Source organism: Myxococcus qinghaiensis (genome assembly GCF_024198215.1).
Lineage (GTDB): Bacteria > Myxococcota > Myxococcia > Myxococcales > Myxococcaceae > Myxococcus > Myxococcus qinghaiensis.
Genome location: NZ_JAKCFA010000035.1, coordinates 21,103 through 42,625, shown reverse-complemented (window position 1 = coordinate 42,625; position 21,523 = coordinate 21,103). Strand labels below are relative to the sequence as shown.

The window sequence follows — 21,523 nt, the reverse complement described above, 5'->3', positions numbered from 1 at the left end:
TCACCGTCCCAGTGGCAGCGCCGTCTGCTTCACGGCGGGCGGCGCTGCCGGCTCCACGTCGTCGCGCGCGCGCGCGGCCGGGATGAAGGTCATCGCGCGCTCGGCGAGCGCGGTGATGGTGAGGGACGGATTGACGCCCGGGTTGGCGGAGATGGCAGAGCCATCCACGACGAACAGGCCCTCGTAGCCGAAGACGCGGTGGCGATGGTCGATGACGCCCGTCTGCGGCGAATCGCCCATGCAGCAGCCGCCGAGGATGTGCGCGGTGGTGGGGATGCCCAGCACGGTCTCGCTCACCATGGTCATCGGGTAGCCGTCGAGCTTGTCTGACACGCGCTTCGCCAGGTCGAACGCCTCCGGCATGTTGGAGGTGGGCGCGGGGCCCGACTGCAGGCCCGTGGTGAGCCCCTTGCGCAGCCCGGTCAGCAGACCTCTGCGCCGCCGCATGCGCAGGTGGCCTTCCAGTGTGCGCATGTAGAGGAGAATCATCGTCCGCCGCGCGAAGTCCGGGACGAACCAGGCCTTGAGGAAGCGCACCGGATGCCGCGCGAGCAGGGCGAAGAGCCGCGCCACGCGCGTGAGCATCGTCGTCCCGCGCACCTGCGGCGCCATCAGCAGGCGGAAGAATCCGGAGCCCGCCGAGTAGCGCACCGGCTCCAGGTGCGAGCGCTCGTCGGTGTGCAGGATGGAGCCGATGGCGATGCCCTTGGAGAGGTCCTGGTCCTTGCGCCCGCTCACGACGCCCACCAGGGCCTCGGAGTTGGTGCGCACGCCGTCTCCCAGTCGCTCGGACAGGCGGGGCAGGCCGTCCGGCCGCTCCTTCAAGCGCAGCAGCAGGTCCACGGTGCCCAGCACGCCTCCGGCGAAGACGACGTTGCGCGCGGTGAAGCGCAGCGGCTTCCGGGAGAACAGGCCCGTGCCCTGGCGCGCCTCCACCTCGTAGCCACCGTCTGGCAGCGGGCGCACCCACGTGGCCTCGGTGTCGGCGTGCAGCGTGAGGCCGCGCTTCTCCGCGAGGTGGAGGTAGTTGCGGTCCAGCGTGTTCTTCGCGCCGTGGCGACAGCCGAGCATGCAGCCGCCGCAGGCGATGCAGCCGGTGCGCTCCGGGCCCTCTCCGCCGAAGTACGGGTCCTTCACCGTGACGCCCGGCTCGCCGAAGTACACGGCCACGGTGGAGGGCTCGAAGCCCTCACGGCCAATGTCCTTGCCCACCTCCGCGAGCACCTGGTCCGGCAGCGTGGTGAGCGGATTGGCCGTGGCGCCGAGCATCCGTCGCGCGGTCCGGTAGTGCCCGGACAGCTCCTGCTTCCAGTTCGCGAGGTGTCCCCACGAGTTGGCCTGGAAGAAGTCGTCCTTCGGCTCGGGCAGCGTGTTCGCGTAGACGAGCGAGCCTCCGCCCACCCCCACACCGGACAGCACGGTGACGTGGCGGAAGAACGTCATCTTGAACAGGCCGCGCCAGCCCACCTGGGGCATCCACAGCCAGCGCTTCAGGTCCCAGTTCGTCTTCGGGAAGTCGGAGGCGAGCAGCCGCTGGCCCTTCTCCAGCATCACCACGCGGTAGCCCTTCTCGGTCAACCGCAGCGCGCTGACGCTGCCTCCAAAGCCCGAGCCGATGATGAGCCAATCGCAGTCCATGCGTCTCCCGTCCTCACGTTCCGATGCGCCACCACCCCAAGTCGTCGCAACCGGGGCGCGGTGCTCGGCGGGAGCACTCTATGCGAAACACCTCGGCCCTCAGGGCGCCGTGAAAACCCGCCTGCACGTCGCGACGCCCGCCTGTCCGGCAAGGAGGGGGCAGAAATCGTGATTTCTCCGGCCGCGCGTTCGGGCGAATGTTCCTGGTCCGCCGCGCATCGCCCTCGGGGAGCGTCTGGCGCCGTTGAACGGCGTGGTGCGCGGACGGGCGAGTCCTGGTGAACCCTGGCGCCGACACCTCGAAAGCGGATGACGCGCGACGGCTGGCGCCGCCTGCTCACGGGGACTCGCGCGGGACGACGACATATGGTCCCGCCCATGCCCCACGACGCCTTCATCACGAGCCTGGGAAAGTTCCTGCCGGGCGAGCCCATCACCAACGACCAGATGGAGGACTATCTCGGCAAGGTCCGGGGGCGGCCCTCCCGGGCGCGGGCACGCGTCCTGTCGCAGAACGGCATCACCCAGCGCCACTACGCCATCGACCGGGAGCAGCGCAGCCTGTTCCGCAACTGGGACCTGGCGGTCCACGCCATCCACGATGCGTTGGCGCGCTCCCCCATCTCCCTGGGGGAGATGGACCTGCTCGTCACCGCGACCACGCAGGCGGATTTGGTATTGCCCGGCTTCGCCAGCCAGGTGCACCGCGCGCTGGGAGGGCCCGCGTGTGAGGTGGCGTCGCTCCAGGGCATCTGCTCCAGCGGAATGCAGGCGCTGCGCGCGGCCACGCTGCAGGTCGCCAGTGGAGAGGCTCGGCGCGCCGTCGTCTGTGCCAGCGAGCTGGTGAGCCGGTTGCTGAAGGCCAGCCACTACGAGGAAGTCACGGGGGAGGACACCGTGCCCTTCGAAGCGGAGTTCCTGCGCTGGATGCTCTCGGATGGGGCGGGCGCCGCCGTGGTGCAGGACCGACCGCACCCGACCCGGCCCAGCCTGAAGGTGGAGTGGATGGACATCCGCTCGCACGCGAACCGGCACGAGCTGGGCATGTACGTGGGCGCGAACCGGGGTGCCGATGGTGGCTTCGGGCCGGGGTGGATTGACTCGCCGACGTTCGGCGAGGCGGCTGCGACGGGGGCCTTCAACATCAAGCAGGACATCCGTCGGCTGGAGTCGTTGGTCGCGCTGGGCGTGGATGGTTTCTTCGCGTTGATGGACCAGGGCCGGCTCAAGCCGGACGAGGTGGACTGGTTCTGCATCCACTACTCCTCGCACTTCTTCAAGCAGCCCATCGTCAAGCTGCTGGAGCGGGGCGGCGTGCGCATCCCCGAGGAGCGCTGGTTCAGCAACCTCTCCACGCGAGGCAACACGGGCTGCGCGTCCATCTTCCTGATGTTGGAGGAGCTGGTGAACGAGGGGCGTGTGCGCCCGGGCCAGCGCATCTTCTGCATGGTCCCCGAGAGCGGCGGCTTCATCGCCTGCTATGCGATGCTCACGGTCGTCGCTCCGGCCCGGTCACTCGTTCCCGACGTGGGGGTCACGACTCCGGCGGCGAACACGCAGACTCCCACGAGTGCTGTCTCCTCGGATTTGGGGCCGCTGCCCTTGAGTCCGAAGGAGGGCGGAGACCCGGTCCGTGAGAAGCTGGTGCGCGAGCTGACGCATGTGTGGGTGGACTTCGAGGCGAAGCTCCAGCGGGTGCCAGTGCTCGACAAGCTGTCGCGCGGCGTGTTCACGGTGGAGGACTACCGGGAGCTGCTCATCAACATGCGGCAGCAGGTGGTGGAGGGCTCGCGCTGGATTGCCCGCGCGGCGTCGAGCATCACCGCCGAGCACCTGGCGTTGCGTTCGTCCTTCATCCGCCACGCGCGGGACGAGCACCGGGACTACGAGATGCTGGAGCGGCACTACGTGTCAGTGGGTGGTGCGCACGAGGCCATCACCCGGGCGCCGAAGAACATTGGGAGTGAGGCGTTGTCGGCGTGGATGTTCCATCGCGCCAGCCAGGAGAATCCGTTCGACCTGCTGGGGGCGATGTTCATCATCGAGGGCTTGGGAAGCCGCGTGGCCCGGCGCTGGGGTCTGGCCATCCGGGAGCAGCTCTCGCTGGAGGACGAGCAGGTGCGCTTCTTCCTGTACCACGGTGACAACGACACCACGCACCTGGACCGGCTGGACGGAGCGCTCGGCTCGGGAATCCTCACGCCGGAGCTGGCCGCGCGAATCGTGAAGACGGCGAAGGTGACGGCGCGCCTGTACCTGCTCCAGTTGGAGGAGCTGGGGAACGTCTGAGGTGCGGCGAGGGTGCTCGCATCCCGCGTCATGACCGCTAAGCTTCTTGTGAAGAGGTACGCCATGGACCCCATCGAGCTGCTGAACAATCAACCGCATGACCCGAGGGACCCGGACCCCTGGGTGGCGCTGTTCCTGGACCGCAGCCTGCCCATGCACGAGCGCACCAAGGCCGCCCTGCTCGTGGACCAGCGCTCACGCTCACGCCAGTTCCTGCTGCCCGTCGTCCGGCCCCTCGCGCGGATCTCCATCGTCCTCTTCCAGGTGATGAAGATCTTCATCCCCAACCGCTTCACCTCGTCGAAGTGGCTGCACCGGCTCCTCGCCTGGGGCCTGCGCGTCTGGGTCAGCCCCGAGGCGAACTTCCTCATCCTGCGCCACTTCCACGTCGGCTCGGAGATCCTCGACTTCGTCGCCCGGAACGCCAAGGAACTCAACGTCCCCACCCACCCCATCCGCCCGACCAACCTGGAGCACGTCAAGGATGAGATCTTCCTCAACCACGACCTCAACCTCTTCAACTTCGTCATCCACCTGAACCGCGCCCTGAGAGACCAGGGCAAGACGCTCGCGCCTCCCACCCAGCTCGACTTCAGCGGCGTGTCCGATGAGTTCCCCCTGGAGGAGATGCCCGACCGCTGGACGAACTTCCTGGACCTCCAGTCCGCGATTGAAGTCTTCACCCCCGTCTACCAACTGTTCCTCACCGACCGGGACTTCTGGCGCGCGAGCAACTCCCTGCAACTGGATGAGACCATCGCCATCTACGTCGCCACACTCCTCCAGGCCCCAGGACTCGTCGCGCTGGTGAACAACCGCCACCCCATGGTGCCCCTGACCACCCTGCGCGCGGGCTTCCGCCTCATGCTCCACGGCCTGTCCGCGGAGTCACTCCACGCCTTCCTCGTCGAGTGCAAACACGGCCGGATGCCCCAGCTCGCCCGCGTCGTCGCACCGAACTTCCGGCCCTCCTCTCCCGAAGCGGCCTGACCCCCTCGGACAGTACCGGGGCCATTCCCGCCACGAGTGCGGAGAAGCCAACACGTCCCCTCCCGAGGGGACACCGCGCACTTCGCGGCGGGCGGCGTTACCAGGGAAGCTCGCCGCGCTCCGACTTCGGGAGCCCGCCTTGGAGCTTCCGTCCATGAGTCCCCCGCCACGCCGCCTCGCCCCCCTGCTGGGGTGGGCCCTCGTCGCGCTCGTCGGAGCCTTCTGTCTGGGCACCGTGGCGCTGCACCGGGGGGAGTCCATCAACGCCATCTGGCTGCTGGTCGCCTCCGTCTGCGTGTTCTTCATCGGCTATCGCTTCTATGGCCGATTCATCGCCGACAAGGCGCTGCGACTCGACGCCACGCGAGCCACCCCCGCCCTGCGCCACAATGACGGACTGGACTACGTGCCCACGGACAAGTGGGTGCTGTTCGGCCACCACTTCGCCGCCATCGCCGGCGCAGGTCCGCTGGTGGGCCCCGTGCTGGCCGCGCAGATGGGCTACCTGCCCGGCACGCTGTGGATTCTCGCGGGCGTCGTGCTCGCGGGCGCGGTGCAGGACTTCACCGTGCTGTTCCTCTCCATCCGCCGCGACGGCAAGTCCCTGGGTGACATGGTCCGCATGGAACTGGGCCCCGCAGCCGGAGTGGTGGCGATGGTGGGCGTGTTGATGATCATGATGATCATCCTCGCGGTGCTGGCGCTCGTCGTCGTCAAGGCGCTGACCCACAGTCCCTGGGGCACCTTCACCGTCGCGATGACCATTCCCATCGCCCTGATGATGGGGCTGTACCTGCGCTACATCCGACGGGGCCGCGTGCTCGAGGTCTCCGTGGCCGGCTTCGTGCTCCTGATGCTGTCCATCTGGCTGGGTGGCCGCGTCGCAGAGTCGGCCGCGTGGGCGCCCTTCTTCACCTTCGACAGCAAGGCCCTGGCGTGGCTGCTCATCGGCTACGGCTTCTGCGCGTCGGTGCTGCCGGTGTGGCTGCTCCTGGCGCCTCGCGACTACCTCTCCACCTTCCTCAAGATTGGCACCGTCATGGTGCTGGCGGTGGGAATCATCCTGGCCGCGCCGGAGCTGCGGATGCCGGCGACCACGCGCTTCACGGACGGCAGCGGCCCGGTGTTCTCCGGCAGCCTCTTCCCCTTCCTGTTCATCACCATCGCCTGCGGCGCGGTGTCCGGGTGGCACGCCCTCATCGCGTCGGGCACCACGCCCAAGATGCTCGCCAACGAGCGCGACGCGAAGATGGTGGGCTATGGCGCGATGCTGATGGAGGCCTTCGTCGCCATCATGGCGCTCATCTCCGCGACGGTGCTCCAGCCCGGGGTGTACTTCGCCATGAATGCCCCGCCGGCCCTGATTGGGACGACGGTGGAGCAGGCCGCGCGCACCATCACCGAGTGGGGCTTCGTCATCACCCCCGAGGTGCTGACCCAGACGGCGAAGGACATCGGCGAGTCCTCCATCCTCTCGCGCGCGGGCGGCGCCCCGACGCTCGCGGTGGGCATGGCGCAGATCCTCCACGGGCTGGTGGCGGGCGAGGGGATGATGGCGTTCTGGTACCACTACGCCATCCTCTTCGAGGCCCTGTTCATCCTCACCACCGTGGACGCGGGCACCCGCGTGGGCCGCTTCATGATTCAGGAGCTGGCGGGCCTGGTGTACGCGCCCCTCAAGCGGACCGAGTCCTGGGGCGCCAACCTCATCGCCACGGCCCTCTGTGTCGCCGGCTGGGGGTACTTCCTCTATCAAGGCGTGGTGGACCCGCTGGGCGGCATCAACACGCTCTGGCCCTTGTTCGGCATCGCCAACCAGATGCTCGCGGCCATCGCGCTGACCCTGGTGTGCGTCGTCTTCGTGAAGATGAAGCGCGAGCGCTTCCTGTGGATTCCCGCCCTCCCCGCCGCGTGGCTGGTGTGCTGCACGCTCGTCGCGGGCTGGCAGAAGGTGTTCGGCGGAGACCCGCGCATCAGCTTCGTCGCCCACGCGCGTGATTTCTCGGCCGCGGCCAGCGCCGGCAAGGTGCTCTCCCCCGCGCGGTCGGTGGAGGACATGCAGCGCATCATCTTCAACGACTACCTGGATGCCGCCCTCACTGGCTTCTTCATGCTGCTGGTGCTCGCGACGGTGGCCTTCGGTCTCCGCTCCGCGCTCGCGGCGCGCCGCTCCTCGGTCCCCACGGCGAACGAGACGCCCTATGTCCCTCTGACGTCGGAGGGCGGTTGAGATGGGCGCGCTTCGAGAGGCGCTGAGGCTGGGCTGGAGCCGGGCCGTGAGGACCGCGCGGCTGATGATTGGCGTCCCCGACTACGACACCTACGTGGCGCACCTGCGCTCGCACCATCCCGAGCGTCCAGTGATGAGCTACGAGGAGTTCTTCGACGAGCGCATGGCGGCCCGGTATCGCGGTGGCGGCGGGCGCTGCTGCTGAGCCGGGAGTCCGCCGCGCGTCAGTGCACGGCGGACCTCCAGGGCGTCATCGCCGCGACGCCATCTTCCGGGCACGACGCGCGGCCGGCGTGTTCGCCACGTACTGCTGTCCCCGGCGTGACGCCACGCGCTTGCGGCGGTCCGTGGACTGCTTCTGCCGCGCGCTGAGCCGGCTCCACGCCTTCTTCGGAAGGTAGCGAGCGGTGGTGGCGCCCCGACGCGCACGCGTGCCACCCGTCCGCGTCCCCCACTCCTCACGGGTCCACGCCGTCAGCGACTTCTGGGTCCCCGTCTTCCGGCCGCGATAGCCGCCTCCGGCCTTCGCGTACTCCGTCGCAAGGAGCTGCGCCTTGCGAGCGCTCCACTGCCCCGCGCGTCCGCCGCGAGTGCCCGCCATGAGGCGCTTCTTGAGGCGCTCTCTCAGCGCGGGCCGCGTGTACCTGCTGCTGCTCGCGGTGGTGGCACGAGTCCCCACGCGGCGCCGACTCGTGGCGCTGACGCGGCGCGCCTTGGTGCTGCGCGTGCGGGACACCGTCCGCTTCTTCCGGGGCGTCATCGTGCGGGTGCGCGTCGAAGCGCGCGTGTTCTTCCTGGCAACCATCAAGTCCCCCTCCCAGTCACTGGACTGCGCGCCACAGTTGGGGACGGCCAGAGTCGCTCGCAATCGCCCTGGCCGCCGGCCTGCCCGCGACGCCGAGGGCCTGCTTCCTCCGTTGCCCTGACGCAGTCAGTCGCGCTCCGGGGGCTTGGGTTCCGCGGGACGAAAGAGCGCGCAAGCCCGCACCGGCTGCGGCGGGTACTTCCCCGGCAGCAGCGGGCACATGATGAAGACGGATGTCCGCGTCTGCACATAGCGCGGAGGCGCCGCACAGCGGTGGCAGAGGCTCTCCGGAAACGGGAGGGACTCGGGCGGTGGCGTCGTCATGGACTCACACATCTCACAATTCGAGGAAACAAAAGGGAGGCGACTTCGGACAATTCAAATGACTCAGCCCCCCTCTCCCCGAGGAGTCACGCGATGGCCCCTGTTCGCATCCAGAATCAACGGACTGTTCCCTATCGCCGGCCCGAGGAGGAAGTGGCGCCCAAGGCCCAGGCGAAGCCGGTGGCGGCGCAGTCGGTGGCCTCGAACATCGTGGATGAGTTCATCCCCTCCGCGCCCATCCCCGGCAAGGAGGTCCTCAAGAAGGTCCTGGACGCCGCGGAGAAGCTCGAGGGCAAGCCGCTGACGGACGCGCAGAAGAAGGACCTGAAGGGCGTCTTCGGAGACAGCGTGGACCTGGACAAGGTCCGCGTGGTGGAGGGCCCCGCCTCCCTCTTCGACAACCTGAGCCGCTACACGCCCGCCTTCACCGCCGGGAACAAGATTCTCGTCAATCCGAAGGCGCAGGACGGCTCTCCGACGAACTTCCCGCCGTCGAAGGACCTGCTCACCCACGAGGCCACCCACGTCTGGCAATACCAGAACCATGGCGCGGACTACGCCGCCAAGGCCCTGGTCGCCCAGAGCGCGGGACAGGGCTACGACTGGGAAGCGGGCGTCAACGACGGCAAGAAGTGGGGAGACCTCAACCCCGAGCAGCAGGGCGAACTCATCCAGGACGCCGTCCGCCAGGGCTACTTCGACGGCAAGCGTCCGTTCGTTGGAGAGAGCGGCAAGGACCAGACCGCGTATCTCGACGCGGCGGTGAAGGAGCTGCGCGCGGGCAAGGGCGACCCGAACTGGGACTTCTCCAAGGCCACTGGAGAGCTGAAGGAGCTCAAGGACCAGATTGTCGAAGGCCTGAAGGAAGCGGGCAAGGAGGTCTGGGACAACGTGACGGAGCCCCTGGAGAAGGCCAAGGACCGCTTCCTGGACTGGGTTCGTCCGAAGTGGCTGTGAGGAAGACCTGAGGCTATTCCGCGCTCACGGGTGAAGCCGGCTCGTGAAGCCACAGTGCGGCGGCACGAAGCACGTCCGGAGGCAGGGAGTGGCCTCCGGCGAACTCGAGGTAGCGCACGTCGAAGCCCGCCGCGCCCAGCTCGGCGACGATGCGACGGCCGCTCTTCTCGACGGGCAGCACCGCGTCCTTGTCACCATGGGCGATGAAGACCCGCGGCACGCCCCTAGGGTCCGCCGCGTGAACGAACCCGGGTGAGAAGGCGAGGATGCGCGGGAACAGGTCTCCGTTGAGGATGCCGAGCGCCAGCGCATACGACGCGCCATCCGAGAAGCCCGCGACGGAGAGCTGCTCCTTCGCCACCGCATAGCGCGCGAAGACGTGGGTCAGGGCCCGGTCGATGAAGGCCAGGTCCTCACTGCCCGTCGCGAGCTTGTGGTCCCACGTCACGCCTCGCGACTCCGGAATCACCAGGATGAGGCCCTCGGCCTCCGCCAGCGCCTGCGTCACCTCCAGCATCTGCGCCGCGTTTCCCATCGCGCCGTGCAGCAGCACCATCAGGGGCGCGGGGTGCTCCTGGCGATAGGAGCGGGGCACGTAGAGCAGGCCGTCTCGCTTGCCGCCGCCAAGGCCCAGCGGATGCAATCCCACGAGTCCGGGCTCGGTGACCGCCGCGCTGGGGCGGGCGTGCACGCGGCCATCCGTCGACACCGGGGGCGCGGCCTGGACCTGGGTGGCCGGGTCCTCGCGCGTGACGGTTCGTGGAGTTCCGCAGTGGGTCAGGCCCAGCGCCAACGCTCCACTCATGAGCAGGCGCATCCATCGCAACGAGTTCGCTTCGTGCATTGTCATGCGCCTGTCCCTTTCGCGCTCACCAGAGCGGGGCCATGTTCTCCACGTACTTGAAGCCGGTGCCCGTGTTGAAGACCACCACGGATTCGTCCGGCGTCACCTGTCCGGCGGACTGGAGCTTGCGCAGCGCGGCCACGCACGCACCGCCCTCCGGTGCCGCGAAGAGTCCCTCGGCGGCCGCGAGTTCCTTCGTGCCCTGCACGATCTCCTCCTCGGTGACGGAGATGGCCGTCCCTCCGCTGGCCTTCACGGCGCGGAGGATGAGGAAGTCACCCAGCGCCTTGGGCACCCGCAGGCCGTGCGCATGCGTCGTCGCCCCGGGCCACATGGGGGCATCCGGCTGGCCCTCCGCGTGGGCCTTCACGATGGGCGCGCACCCTTCGGCCTGCACCGCGACCATCCTCGGGCGCTTCGAGCCGATGAGCCCCATGGTCTCCATCTCCTCGAACGCCTTCCACATGCCGATGAGCCCGGTGCCGCCACCCGTCGGGTAGAGGATGACGTCCGGCAGCGTCCAGCCGAGCTGCTCCGCCAGCTCGTAGCCCATCGTCTTCTTGCCCTCCACGCGATAGGGCTCCTTCAGCGTGGCGCACTCGTACCAGCCATGCTCACGCGCGAGCCCCGCGCAGACCCGCCCCGCGTCGGTGATGAGGCCATCCACCGTCTCGACGTGCGCGCCGTAGGCACGGGTCTCCATCAGGAAGAGGCTCGCGATGTCCTTGGGCACGAAGACATGGGCCTCCAGGCCCCCTCGCGCCGCATAGGCCGCCAGCGCGCTCCCGGCATTTCCCGCCGACGGTAGACACACCGCCTTCGCGCCCAGCACCTTCGCCATCGTCACCGCCGCCGACAGGCCGCGCGCCTTGAACGAGCCGGTGGGATTTCCTCCCTCGTCCTTCACCATGACGTGCTTCAGGCCCAGCCACTCCGACAGGCGCGGTGCCTTGAGCAGCGGCGTGAAGCCCTCGCCCAGGGTGAGGCGCTGCGCCGGGTCCTCCACGGGCATGACCTCGTGGTAGCGCCACATGGAGCGCTCCCGCGTCGCCAGGGCCTCGGGCCGAAGCGTCTTCGCCGCGCGCTCCAAGTCATAGCGCGCGAAGAGCGGTGCGCTGCAGGACGTGCACAGGTTGAGCACGGCGCCCGGCGCAAAGGTCCGGTCGCACTTCGTACAGTCGAGTCGGATGACGGCCATGGGACGCCGACTCTATTCCAGCCAGCGCCCGAAGGCGGAACGTCTCGTTACCTCGCGGCCGCGCCCTGCACCGGTGGCAGCCACTTGCGCAGCACGGCCGGCGCGGAGGACCGGTAGATGTTGTCGTGACGAAGGTCCGGCCGGGGCTCGACCTCCCACTTCAGGCCCACGGGCGCGCTCGCCTGGAGAACCTCCCGCAGCCGCGCGACGGCGGGGACGATGTCATCCACCTCGTTCGCCGACGACACGTACAGCTCCGCGCGCAGGTCCGCGCGGGCCGCGAGCCGCTCGCCCGCCTGACGCACCAGCGACTCCGCGTTCCACCAGATGCTGGGGCTCAGGGCCAGGTACGTGCCGAACAGCTCCGGCTCCAGGAAGAACGTCTCCACGATGAACAGCCCCGCGAGCGACTCGCCGATGATGGCCCGCTCCTCCGTCACGCGATAGCGCCGACGGACCTCCGGCAGCAGCTCGTCGCGAATGAACGCGCGGAACGCCTCCGAGCCTCCGGTGACGGGAGCGATATCCTTGTCACTGGCCACCGTGGTGGGCCCCGTCATGTCGCGCCGGCGCACCGTGTTTTCGATGCCCACCACGAGCACCGGCCGCAGCTCGCCCGCGCGAATCGCCGCGTCGACGGCCGAGGCGACATGCGGGAAGTCCTCCTGGAGCCCACCGTCCGGCATGTAGAGCACCGGGAAGCGCGCGTCCGTCGCCGCGTCGTACCCCGGAGGCGTGTAGACGGCGATGCGCCGCTCCTCCTTCAGCGTCGCCGAGGCGAGCGTGAAGAGTTGATGCGCGGGCACGGGCTCGGGCGCGGCGGGAGGCTTTCCCGTCGACGCGCAGCCCACGAGGAACATCCCCAACGCCACGCACAGCATCGGCCATCGCATCCGAGTCACGCCTGTCCTCCCGACTTCAGTCCTTCAGCTCCAGCCACACCGGCGCATGGTCCGAGGGCTGCTTGCCCTTGCGCGCCTCCCGGTCCGTGTCCGCGCCCGTCAACCGAGGCACCAGCGGCGCCGACACGTAGAGGTGGTCGATGCGCAGCCCCAGGTTCTTCGGGAAGCCGAGCATCCGGTAGTCCCACCACGAGAAGCGCTGCGTGTCCGGGTACAGCTTCCGGTACGCATCCGTCAGCCCGAAGGCGCGCAGCCGCTGGAGCGCGTCCCGCTCCTTCAGCGTGAAGAGCGTCTGGCCTTCCCAGAGCTTGGGGTCGTAGGTGTCGATGTCCTCGGGCGCCACGTTCCAGTCGCCCCCGAGCACCAGCGCCTCGTCGGGCTTGTGCCGCGTGTCCAGGTAGCGCCGCAGGCGGCCGTACCACTCCAGCTTGTACTCGTACTGGGGCGAGTCCACCGTCTGGCCATTTGGCGCGTACGCGCTCACCACGCGGATGCCCGCCACCGTCGCGGCGATGAGGCGCGCGTGCGTGTCATCCACGCCGTCCGACAGCCCCTTCACCACGTCACGCGGCTCCTCCTTCGCGAGGATGGCCACGCCGTTGTAGGTCTTCTGCCCGTGGACCGCCGCGTGGTAGCCGGCGTCGCGCACGGCCTCCAACGGGAAGTCGTCCTCCGTGCACTTCAGCTCCTGCAGGCAGAGGATGTCCGGCTGCGCGCTCTTCAACCACTCGAGCAGTCGCTCCTGCCGGGCCCGTACCGAGTTCACGTTCCAGGTGGCGATTTTCATCGCGGGCACCGTCGCACGACACCCACGCCCTCGCCACGGTTTTCCCCCTCGCGTGCGGCCTCAGGGACACACCCCGTCGCACGCCCCCGGGGCAGGCCCCTGGCACGCCCGTCGCAATAGCCCCGGGTGGGAGGACTCCCACAGGAGCCCTCTCGGAGCGTCCTTCTCGGACGCCCCGCCTGGAGTCGAGGTCGCCATGAGCCCGAGGACGAGGAAGGCCACCCGCCGCACCCTGGGTTTCACCCTGCCCCCCGCGCTGAAGAAGTCCCTGCTGCCCACCTGCCTCGCCGCGCTCGGCCTGGCCGCGTGGACCGACGTGCCCCTGCCCGCCTCGCTGCGCCCGTGGCTCGCGCTCGCCGAGCAGCACGCGCGCACCCGCGACGCTGTCGCCCCCGTGGTGCCGAGCGACTTCGCCGAGGCCCCGCGACTCATTCCGCTCACCCCTCCGGAAGTCACGCCCTCCATCGTCGAGCAGGCGCCCCGCCCCGCGCCCGAGGACGCCCTGGCGCTGCCCCACGAGCACGGGCGGCGCGTGGACCACCTGGGCCGCGCGCGCTCGCTGCGCGAGCTGGGGGACGTGTCGGGCGCGCTCACCGAGGTGCGCCGCGCGCTGCATGACGACCCGGCCGACACGGACGCGCTGACCCAGGCCGCACGGCTCGCCCGCCTCCAGGGCCAGTCCGACGTCGCGCTGCTGGCGTACTCGCGGCTGGGCCACCTGGTGCCCGAGGACGCGGGCGCCCTCATCCAGCAGGCCCGCCTGCTCGTGTCCCTGGGGCGGCACGAGGAGGCGGTGCGCGTGGGCGAGGAGGCCGTGCTGCGCGCCCCCGAGGACGCGGAGGCGTATCAGGTGCTCGGCCGGGCGCATCTGATGGGCGGGGAGCTGACGTCGGCCATCCTCCGCTTCCAGCAGGCCGTGCACCTGGAGCCCGAGCATGGCTACGCGCTCAACAACCTGGGCTTCGCGTACCTGCGCGCGGGAGAGAACGCGAAGGCGTCCGAGGTGCTCGCGCAGGCCGCGGCGCTGCTGCCGAACGTGGCCTACGTGCACAACAACCTCGGCGTGGCGTGGGAGCGGCTGGGCCGCAAGGAGGAGGCCCGCGCCGCGTACGCCACCGCCACCCGGCTGTCCCCGCGCTACGTCCAGGCCCGCGTCAACGCGGACCGCATGAGCCGCGTCGCCCAGGTGGACCTGGACGCGTCCGAGGCTCGGGGACAGGAGGGGCTCTCTCCGCTGCCAGTGGCGCCGTAGCGCTCCCCTGCCTGGAGGCCGGCCTCCTGACGAAAAGGAGGCCGGTCCGATTCCCGATTTCAGATGCCGACTTGGTCTAACGTGCAGCCCCCGTCGAGAAGCACATGACCCTGGCCCGTGTAATGCCCACTCCGCCCGAAGCTCCTCCTCCTTCCACCCCGGCGCCCGCGCCCGTTCCGCCACGCCCTGGATTCGGCGCGCGCCTCTGGAAGTGGACCAAGCGGTTGTTCATCGCCGGCGCCGTGGGCCTGTTGCTCTTCGTGCTGGTCGGCGTGGGGGCGTACGTCTACTACAGCCGCGATTTGCCCTCGGTGGACGCGCTCCAGCACTACCAGTTGCCCCAGGTCACCAAGGTGACGTGCGCGGATGGGAGCATCTGCGCCGAGTACGCGTTCGAGAAGCGCACCGTGGTGCAGGTGGCTGACCTGCCGCCCCACGTGCGCGACGCCTTCCTGGCCGCCGAGGACGCGGACTTCTACAAGCACGTGGGCCTGGACCCCTTCGGCATCGCTCGCGCCGCCATCAAGAACCTCATCCCCGGCAGCCGCAAGTCCGGCGCGTCCACGATTACGCAGCAGGTGGTGAAGAACCTGCTGCTCACGCCCGAGCGCAGCCTGTCGCGCAAGATTCGCGAGTGGATTCTCACCCCGCGCGTCGAGGAGGCGCTCACCAAGGACCAGATTCTCGGCCTCTACATCAACCAGTCCTATTACGGGAAGCGCCGCTACGGCGTGGAGGAGGCCGCGGTCTATTACTTTGGCAAGCATGCCAAGGACTTGAGCGTGGGCGAGGCCGCGGTGCTGGCGGGCACCGTGCAGATTCCCCACCGCATCAACCCGGAGACGAACATGACGCGCGCGAAGTCGCGTCAGCGGTACGTGCTCGGGCAGATGGCCAACCACGGCTTCGTGCCGCGCAACATCGCGGAGGCGGAGCTGGACAAGCCCATCGTCCTGGCCCCGCGTCCCCAGGCGGGCGTGGGCCCGTACTACGCGGAGGAGATTCGCCGCACGCTCATCGAGCGCTATGGCGAGCACGCGGTGATGCAGGGCGGCCTGCGGGTGGACATCGCCATGGTGCCCAAGCTCCAGGTCGCCGCCGAGCAGGCCGTGCGCGAGGGCCTGGAGGCCGTGGACCGGCGCCAGGGCTACCGCGGTCCACGCGGCACGCTGGATGACGCGCAGTGGGCCCGACTGCGCGGCATGGTCGCCACGCGCATCGAAGAGGCTGGCCGTCGACTGAAGGACCAGGGCTACGTGGCGGACCTGGCGCCGCTCGCGAAGGCGGAGAAGCCGGAGCCGAAGGTGGAGACCGAGGACGACGGCGCGGAGGAGCAGCGCCCGGACCTCACGCCCGAGGACGAGGCGCCTCCCTCCGAGGAGGAGCTGATGGTGCGCGCGGTGCTCCTGAAGCCCCTCTCGGAAGGGCTGCGGCTGACGGGGTATGTGACGGAGCTGGACGAGAAGCGGAACGTGGCGCGCGTGGACCTGGTGGGCCGCACCGCGGAGATTGCGTACCCCTCCGTCACCTGGGCCCGGCAGAAGGGCAAGGGCGCGCCGAAGAACTTCTCGGACGTGTTCGCCAAGGGGCAGCTCGTCTACGTGCGCATCCTGAAGGCGCCTCCCGCGCCGGCCTTCGTGGAAGCCACGCTGGACCAGGTGCCGCTGGTGCAAGGTGGGCTGGTGGTCATCCGCCCGGAGAACCGCAACGTGGTGGCGCTGGTGGGCGGGTACGACGCGGCGCGCTCGTCGTTCAATCGCGCGACGCAGGCCAGGCGTCAGCCGGGCTCGTCCTTCAAGCCGTTCCTCTACGCGGCGGCCCTGGGGAGCGGGCGCTACACGCCGCTCTCCATGGTGAACGACGCGCCGGAGACCATTCGAGACCCGTACACGGGCAAGGCGTGGAGGCCCCAGAACTATGATCGGCAGTTCGAAGGGCCGATGACGCTGCGCACGGCGCTGACGAAGTCGAAGAACACCGTGTCCGTGCGCCTCATCGAGTCGCTGACGCCGCCCACGGTCATCGACTTCGCGCGCCGGGCGGGCATCCGCTCCCCCCTGCCGGAGAACCTGACGCTGGCGCTGGGCACCGGCGAGGTGACGATGCTGGAGGCGGTGAACGCCTACTCCACGCTCCAGTCCAATGGCCGCTACGCGGAGCCGCTGATGCTGCTGCGCGTGCGCGACTCGCGCGGCAAGGTGTTGGAGGACCACCAGCCGGCCTTCGAGGAGATGCTGCCCCCCGCCGTCGCGTACCTCACCACATCGCTGATGCGCAGCGTGGTGGAGGAAGGCACGGCCAAGGCCGTGCGCGAGCTGAACCGCCCCGCCGCTGGCAAGACGGGCACCACGCAGGAGTCCAAGGACACGTGGTTCTCCGGCTACACGGCGGACTGGGTGGCCAGCGCGTGGGTGGGCTTCGACGACAACTCGCCCTTGGGTGGCAGTGAGACGGGCGGCCGGGCCGCGCTGCCCATCTGGCTCCAGTTCATGCGCGTGGCCCACGAGGGCCTGCCCGCGCGCGACTTCGAGGTGCCGTCCGGCATCCTCCAGGTTCGCATCGACCCCGTCACCGGGCTCCTGGCCGGCGCGTCCGTCCCGGGCCGGCTGGAGCCGTTCCTCGAAGGCACCCAGCCCACCGCCGAGGCCCCTCCTCCGGGCCAGGTGACGACCGACGAGTTCTTCCTCAACGAAGGCAACAGGAAGGGTTTGTGAGCCGAGCCTGGGTCGTCGCACCGCTGCTGCTCTCGCTCACGGCCCACGCCGCGCCGCGGTCCTCGACCGACGAAACCGTGTCCGCCGTCCAGCGCCTCTCCCGCGAGCTGGCCTCCGACGTGCGCGCCCTGCCCGCCGAGGCGCCCGTCGCGCTGTACTTCTCGGGAGGCTCGGCCGAGCTGCGCCGCGCCGTGGGCAGCGTGCTGGCGGCGCGACTGGCGGCGGAGGGGCTGGCTCCCTCCGTGGTGGACGCTCCGAGCGCGGAGGCCGCCGAGAGCGTGGCTCGCGCACAGGGGGCCCGCACGCTGGTGCGGCTGACGCTGGAGGTGGAGGCGGGCGCGCTGCGGGCTCGAGGGGATGCGCTGGGCACCTGGGTCAACTTCTGGTCGGGCCGCGCGCTGACGCGTCCTGCGCGTCCGTCGGGCGCGCTCGTCGAGTCGGTGGACGCCGACGCGGAGGTGCTCGCGCTGGCCTCGGTGGGCACACCGACGACGACTCCTCCCACGGGCGGACCTCGGGGCGTTCGGCTCCTGGGGGCGACGCTGGTCCGACTGGAGCAGCCCGTGGCGGCGCTCGCGGCGGGAGACCTGGACGGCGATGGTCGCGACGAAGTCGCGGTGCTGACGGAAGACACCGTGTCCGTCTTCGCGGCGGATGGACAGCTGCTGGCTCGCAGGGAGCTGGGCTCGCTGCCCTTCTCGAACGCGACGACTCGCGAGCCGTTTGGCGCGCTGGCCGTGCTGTCGGGGCCGCCCCGGCTGGCGGCGTGGAGCACCCGACGCGCACAGGGAGAAGTGCTCGTGCTGGACAAGGGCCGGAGCACGCTGCGAGCCGTGGGGACGTTGGACAGCGCGCCACTCGGCCCCGTGGAGCGCGGCGGCTTCGTTCCCGGGCAGACCGCGTTCCAGGCCGAGGTGAGGCTGGGGGATGGCAGGCCCGTGACGCTGCTCGCGCCCTTCACCACCTCGAGCTTCGCACCGCCGCGGATGCTCTTCGTCCACGCGGATGGCACGGGCTCGCTCTATTCGCGCGTGGGCGCGACGCCGACGCGACTGGGTGGACTCGGCGCTGGCAGTGCCCTGGGAGACCTGGACGGGGACGGCACGCCGGAGCTGCTCACCACGTCCGCCCTGCTCCAACCTTCGCCGGATGTGCTCCGCGTCCACGCCCTCAACGGGGGTGGGGACCCCACGGTGCATGAGCCGCTGTGGCAGGGCCCGCTGCCCACGGGGCGCGCGTTGTTCGTGGTGACGGCCAACCTGGATGGTGACGAGCGCCGCGAAGTCATCGTGGGCCTGTTGAAGCCGGATGGCACCGGTGAGCTGTTCCTCCTTCGCCAGGGTGCACCATGACGTCCCGCCGCATCGCCCTCGCCAGTCTCGTGCTCCTGGGCTCCGCGTCCGCGTTGGGCGCGGGACGGACTCGCTACGGCGGAGAGGTGCGCGTCGCCCATGCCGGTCCGCCCGAGGTCGGAGAGCCCGCGCTCGCGGACACTCCGCTGGAGGCCACGCTGCTGGGCCTGCTGTCCCGCCCCGTCTGCGGGGTGACGCCGGAGGGAGAAATCCACCCCGCGCTGGCCCGTGAGCTGTCGCGCCCCACGCCGCAAGTCACGCGGGTGACGCTGCCCAATGCCGCGACGGCGACCGCGCTGGCTCGCGCATGGACGCGCCTGTCGAGCACCGACGGAGCTTCGCCGTACCGGGCCCTGCTCTATCCACTGCGAGGCGAGGGGCGTCAGGTCACCGCGAGCGGCGCCTCGCTGGAGCTGGCGCTCTCCTTCCCGTGGCCGGATTTGGAGCGCGCGCTGTGCCACCCGGCCCTGGCCGCGCCCGTGGCCTCCTCGACTCCGGGCCCCTTCTTGTCGGCGGGGCGCGGCGCGCTGGATGCGCAGCTCGGCTGGCCTCGGGGTCGCCCGTATCTGGACCGACTGCTGCTCACCGCCACGGATGAGCGAGGACTGGCCCGGCTGTGGTCCACCCGGCAGGTCCAGGTGGAGCTGGGCGTCGGCTCGGAGACGGACAACGCGCCGGCGGGGGCCCTGCTCTACGCCACGTATCTCGCCTTCTCGCCCCGGCGACTTCCGACGGACTTCCGGCAGGCGGTGGAGAGCTCCATCGACCGCGAGGACCTCACCCGCCTCTTCGTGCACGGCCCGGCGGTGCCCATGCCGCACCTGCTGCCGCCCGCGCTGATGCCGCAGCCGCCCAAGCCCCGTCCGGCGGCGCCCGCGTCGGGTCCGGCTCGCACGGTGACGCTCGTCTACGACGCGGCCCTGGACGACCAGCGCGCGGTGGCCGAGCGCATCCAGGTGAAGCTGCACGAGCGCGGCTACACCGTGGCCCTGGAGCCCCTGGCGCGCTCCGCGCTGCGCGCCCGCTGGGCCAAGGGGGACTTCGAGTTGATGCTGCATGCGGTGCTCCTGCCTCCCGTACCGGGGCCCGCGCTCGCGGTGGTGCTGGACGCGGGTGGGCGCAAGGACCTGCTCGGCGTGGAGCTGCCCGCGATTGGAGCGCTGTCGGATGCGGCGGCGAGGGATGCGCGGGTTCGCGAGCGCGCCCTGGCGCTGGCCGCGTCATTGCCGCTGCTGCCGCTGTACGCCCAGGGGCTCGGGTTGCGCGCGATGCCGGAGGTGGGCGGGCTGGTGATGGACGCGCAGGGCCTGCCGATGCTGGACGGGGCCTTCCTGCTGCCCACCGAGGGAGCCGGCACCGGGGGACGCCCATGAAGGGCGAGCCACGGGAGGACGTCGCGGGACAGCCCGCCACCTCGGTCCGAGGGACGCTCATGAGGCATGCACCTCCCGACGACATCGCGCGATGGCCCCCCACCCGTTCAAGCGGCACGGTCCGGAGGACGATTCCTTGCGTCTGAGGACCCGGCTGGCGCTCGCCTTCGCCCTGCTCGCCCTGGTGCCGCTCGCGGTGGTGGTGCTGCCCACCCTCTCGCGGCTGCGCGACACGCTGTCGCGCGAACTCGACGCACGCATGCAGGCCGCCACCACCAGCGCGCAGGAGTCGCTGGAGCGCACGGCCACCACCGCCCGTCGCGCGGTGGAGGAGCTGGTGGACAGCGCCGCCATGGAGGACCTCGCACGCGAGGCCCGTGAGCGCCCCACCCGCGCCATTCAAGCGGGCACTGCGGAAGCGCTGATGAAGACGCGCGGCCTGACGGTGCTCGCCCTCTTCGACCGGAACGGCACGGTGCTGTCCTCCGGGCACCTGCCCGCGCGACGCGGAGACCCGGACCCGGTCCTCTTCGCCGTCACCCGTGAGACTTCGCCCAAACCCGTGCCGGTGCGCGTGGAGGTGCGCACGTCCTCCGGGCTGCGACAGATGCCGGCGCTCGTCACCGCGCGCCCGGTGGACTACGGCGACCTTCGCCTGTGGGCGGTGGGGGGCGTGCTGCTCGACGACAGCCTGGCCCAGCACCTCGCGCGACTGACGCAGGCACAAGTCTCGCTCGTCTCCGGCGACACCGAGCTGGCGAAGGCTGGCACCGCGCTGCCTCCCACGGTGGTGCGCGAGCTGCCCCTGGGCGAGGCCGCCACGGTGCGACTCGTCTTCAGCCGCGCCGCCGCCCGCGAGGCCGAAGAGGGCGTCATGCGCGCCTTCCTCCTGCTCGCCGGGTTGGGAGGCGCCTTCGCCATGTTGCTCGGGCTGCTGGTGTCTCGCTGGATGACGCGGCCGGTGGAGGCCCTCACGGAGGGAGCCCGGCGCGTGGCCGAGGGCGCGCTGGATGTCCAGGTGACGGCCGACGCCACGGGCGAGGTGGGCGAGCTGGTCCGGACGTTCAACCACATGACGTCCGAGCTGAAGGCCACGACCGAGCGGTTGATGGCCAGTGAGCGCATCGCCGCGTGGCAGGAGGTCGCACGGCGGCTGGCGCACGAAATCAAGAACCCGCTGACGCCCATCCGCATGTCGCTGGAGACGCTGCTGGCCGCGCAGGAGGCCCGGCACCCCCGCTTCCCGGAGTTCTTCAAGGAGAGCGCGGGCGTGGTGCTCGAAGAGGTGGACCGGCTGCGGCGCATCGTCGACGAGTTCAGCCGCTTCGCGCGGATGCCCAAGCCGCAACTGGCGCCCGTGGACCTGTCCGAGCTGACGCAGAGCGTGTTGTCCCTCTACGCGACACCTCCCGAGGGCATCCAGATACTCCCGGCGCTCCAGACGGGCGTGGTGGCCCAGGTGGACCGGGACATGCTGACGCAGGTGCTGGTGAACCTGGTGAAGAACGCCGAGGAGGCCATGGTCGGCAAGGGCGGCCCCCTGCGCGTGCGGGTGAAGGGCACCGACGCGGACGCCATCATCGAAGTCGAGGACAGCGGCCCGGGCATCCCCCCCGAGCACCGCGCCCGCATCTTCGAGCCCTACTTCACGACCAAGGATGGCGGCACGGGACTCGGACTGGCCATCGCCGCGCGCATCCTCCAGGAGCACGGCGGCAAGCTGGAGGTCGGCGGCGAGCCGGGCCAGGGCGCGCGCTTCAGCGTGGTGCTCCCGCGCGCGGACGTCCCGGCGTCCGGCACGGTGAGAGCGACCTAGCCAGAAACGCAGGAGGCCCGAGGCGAATCATCGCCCCGGGCCCCGATGTCGA

At 70.3% G+C, this 21,523-nt stretch carries 18 protein-coding genes; 11 read left to right on the top strand and 7 right to left on the bottom strand.

Going from position 1 to position 21,523, the window contains the following annotated elements; all coding sequences use genetic code 11:
• Positions 1 to 1,638 (bottom strand): GMC family oxidoreductase, encoded by a 1,638-nt coding sequence (locus LZ199_RS41860; RefSeq protein WP_253999410.1) that lies wholly within the window; start codon positions 1,636 to 1,638, stop codon positions 1 to 3.
• A 378-nt stretch (positions 1,639 to 2,016) separates the two neighbouring features.
• Between LZ199_RS41860 and LZ199_RS41855 the strand changes: the two genes are divergently transcribed.
• The 4 genes from LZ199_RS41855 to LZ199_RS41840 all read left to right on the top strand — a co-directional run bounded on the left by LZ199_RS41855 (position 2,017) and on the right by LZ199_RS41840 (position 7,352).
• Positions 2,017 to 3,927, top strand: coding sequence for a 3-oxoacyl-[acyl-carrier-protein] synthase III C-terminal domain-containing protein (locus LZ199_RS41855; protein WP_253999409.1), 1,911 nt, complete (start codon positions 2,017 to 2,019; stop codon positions 3,925 to 3,927).
• A gap of 63 nt (positions 3,928 to 3,990) precedes the next feature.
• The gene (locus LZ199_RS41850) at positions 3,991 to 4,917 is read left to right on the top strand and encodes a DUF6999 family protein (RefSeq protein WP_253999408.1); all 927 of its coding nucleotides are present in this window, start codon (positions 3,991 to 3,993) and stop codon (positions 4,915 to 4,917) included.
• Between the two features lie 154 nt (positions 4,918 to 5,071).
• Positions 5,072 to 7,147 carry a carbon starvation CstA family protein gene (locus tag LZ199_RS41845; protein WP_253999407.1) on the top strand — a complete coding sequence of 692 codons (2,076 nt, stop codon included), beginning with the start codon at positions 5,072 to 5,074 and terminating at the stop codon, positions 7,145 to 7,147.
• A 1-nt stretch (position 7,148) separates the two neighbouring features.
• A complete protein-coding gene (locus LZ199_RS41840; RefSeq protein WP_253999406.1) occupies positions 7,149 to 7,352 on the top strand; it encodes a YbdD/YjiX family protein in 204 nt (67 codons plus the stop codon).
• Between the two features lie 45 nt (positions 7,353 to 7,397).
• Here the strand turns inward: LZ199_RS41840 and LZ199_RS41835 are convergent, their stop codons facing one another.
• Entirely contained in the window at positions 7,398 to 7,748 is a 351-nt protein-coding gene (locus LZ199_RS41835; protein WP_253999405.1) for a hypothetical protein, read from the bottom strand.
• 10 nt (positions 7,749 to 7,758) lie between these two features.
• Between LZ199_RS41835 and LZ199_RS41830 the strand changes: the two genes are divergently transcribed.
• Positions 7,759 to 8,073, top strand: a complete 315-nt coding sequence (locus LZ199_RS41830) for a hypothetical protein (RefSeq protein ID WP_253999404.1) — start codon at positions 7,759 to 7,761, stop codon at positions 8,071 to 8,073.
• A 5-nt stretch (positions 8,074 to 8,078) separates the two neighbouring features.
• Here the strand turns inward: LZ199_RS41830 and LZ199_RS41825 are convergent, their stop codons facing one another.
• Positions 8,079 to 8,276 carry a hypothetical protein gene (locus LZ199_RS41825; RefSeq protein ID WP_253999403.1) on the bottom strand — a complete coding sequence of 66 codons (198 nt, stop codon included), beginning with the start codon at positions 8,274 to 8,276 and terminating at the stop codon, positions 8,079 to 8,081.
• Positions 8,277 to 8,369: 93 nt separating this feature from the next.
• On the opposite strand from LZ199_RS41825, the gene LZ199_RS41820 reads away from it, so the two are divergent.
• A complete protein-coding gene (locus LZ199_RS41820; protein WP_253999402.1) occupies positions 8,370 to 9,233 on the top strand; it encodes an eCIS core domain-containing protein in 864 nt (287 codons plus the stop codon).
• Positions 9,234 to 9,246: 13 nt separating this feature from the next.
• Here the strand turns inward: LZ199_RS41820 and LZ199_RS41815 are convergent, their stop codons facing one another.
• The 4 genes from LZ199_RS41815 to xth form a co-directional block, all read right to left on the bottom strand.
• Complete coding sequence (locus LZ199_RS41815; protein WP_253999401.1) at positions 9,247 to 10,038, bottom strand: alpha/beta hydrolase; 792 nt, start codon at positions 10,036 to 10,038, stop codon at positions 9,247 to 9,249.
• A gap of 64 nt (positions 10,039 to 10,102) precedes the next feature.
• Positions 10,103 to 11,275 carry a threonine synthase gene (locus LZ199_RS41810; protein WP_253999400.1) on the bottom strand — a complete coding sequence of 391 codons (1,173 nt, stop codon included), beginning with the start codon at positions 11,273 to 11,275 and terminating at the stop codon, positions 10,103 to 10,105.
• 47 nt (positions 11,276 to 11,322) lie between these two features.
• Positions 11,323 to 12,168, bottom strand: coding sequence for an alpha/beta hydrolase (locus LZ199_RS41805; RefSeq protein ID WP_253999449.1), 846 nt, complete (start codon positions 12,166 to 12,168; stop codon positions 11,323 to 11,325).
• A gap of 25 nt (positions 12,169 to 12,193) precedes the next feature.
• Entirely contained in the window at positions 12,194 to 12,964 is a 771-nt protein-coding gene (xth, locus tag LZ199_RS41800) for an exodeoxyribonuclease III (protein ID WP_253999399.1), read from the bottom strand.
• A 196-nt stretch (positions 12,965 to 13,160) separates the two neighbouring features.
• On the opposite strand from xth, the gene LZ199_RS41795 reads away from it, so the two are divergent.
• The 5 genes from LZ199_RS41795 (at position 13,161) to LZ199_RS41775 (ending at position 21,471) form a co-directional block, all read left to right on the top strand.
• Positions 13,161 to 14,216, top strand: a complete 1,056-nt coding sequence (locus tag LZ199_RS41795) for a tetratricopeptide repeat protein (protein ID WP_253999398.1) — start codon at positions 13,161 to 13,163, stop codon at positions 14,214 to 14,216.
• A gap of 104 nt (positions 14,217 to 14,320) precedes the next feature.
• Positions 14,321 to 16,930: a penicillin-binding protein 1A gene (locus LZ199_RS41790; RefSeq protein ID WP_253999397.1), complete on the top strand. Its 2,610-nt coding sequence runs from the start codon at positions 14,321 to 14,323 to the stop codon at positions 16,928 to 16,930.
• A complete protein-coding gene (locus LZ199_RS41785) occupies positions 16,927 to 18,282 on the top strand; it encodes an FG-GAP repeat domain-containing protein (RefSeq protein ID WP_253999396.1) in 1,356 nt (451 codons plus the stop codon). Before LZ199_RS41790 ends, LZ199_RS41785 begins: the two co-directional genes overlap by 4 nt.
• The gene (locus LZ199_RS41780) at positions 18,279 to 19,655 is read left to right on the top strand and encodes a periplasmic substrate-binding domain-containing protein (protein ID WP_253999395.1); all 1,377 of its coding nucleotides are present in this window, start codon (positions 18,279 to 18,281) and stop codon (positions 19,653 to 19,655) included. Before LZ199_RS41785 ends, LZ199_RS41780 begins: the two co-directional genes overlap by 4 nt.
• A gap of 136 nt (positions 19,656 to 19,791) precedes the next feature.
• Complete coding sequence (locus LZ199_RS41775; RefSeq protein WP_253999394.1) at positions 19,792 to 21,471, top strand: ATP-binding protein; 1,680 nt, start codon at positions 19,792 to 19,794, stop codon at positions 21,469 to 21,471.
• Positions 21,472 to 21,523: the final 52 nt, after the last annotated feature.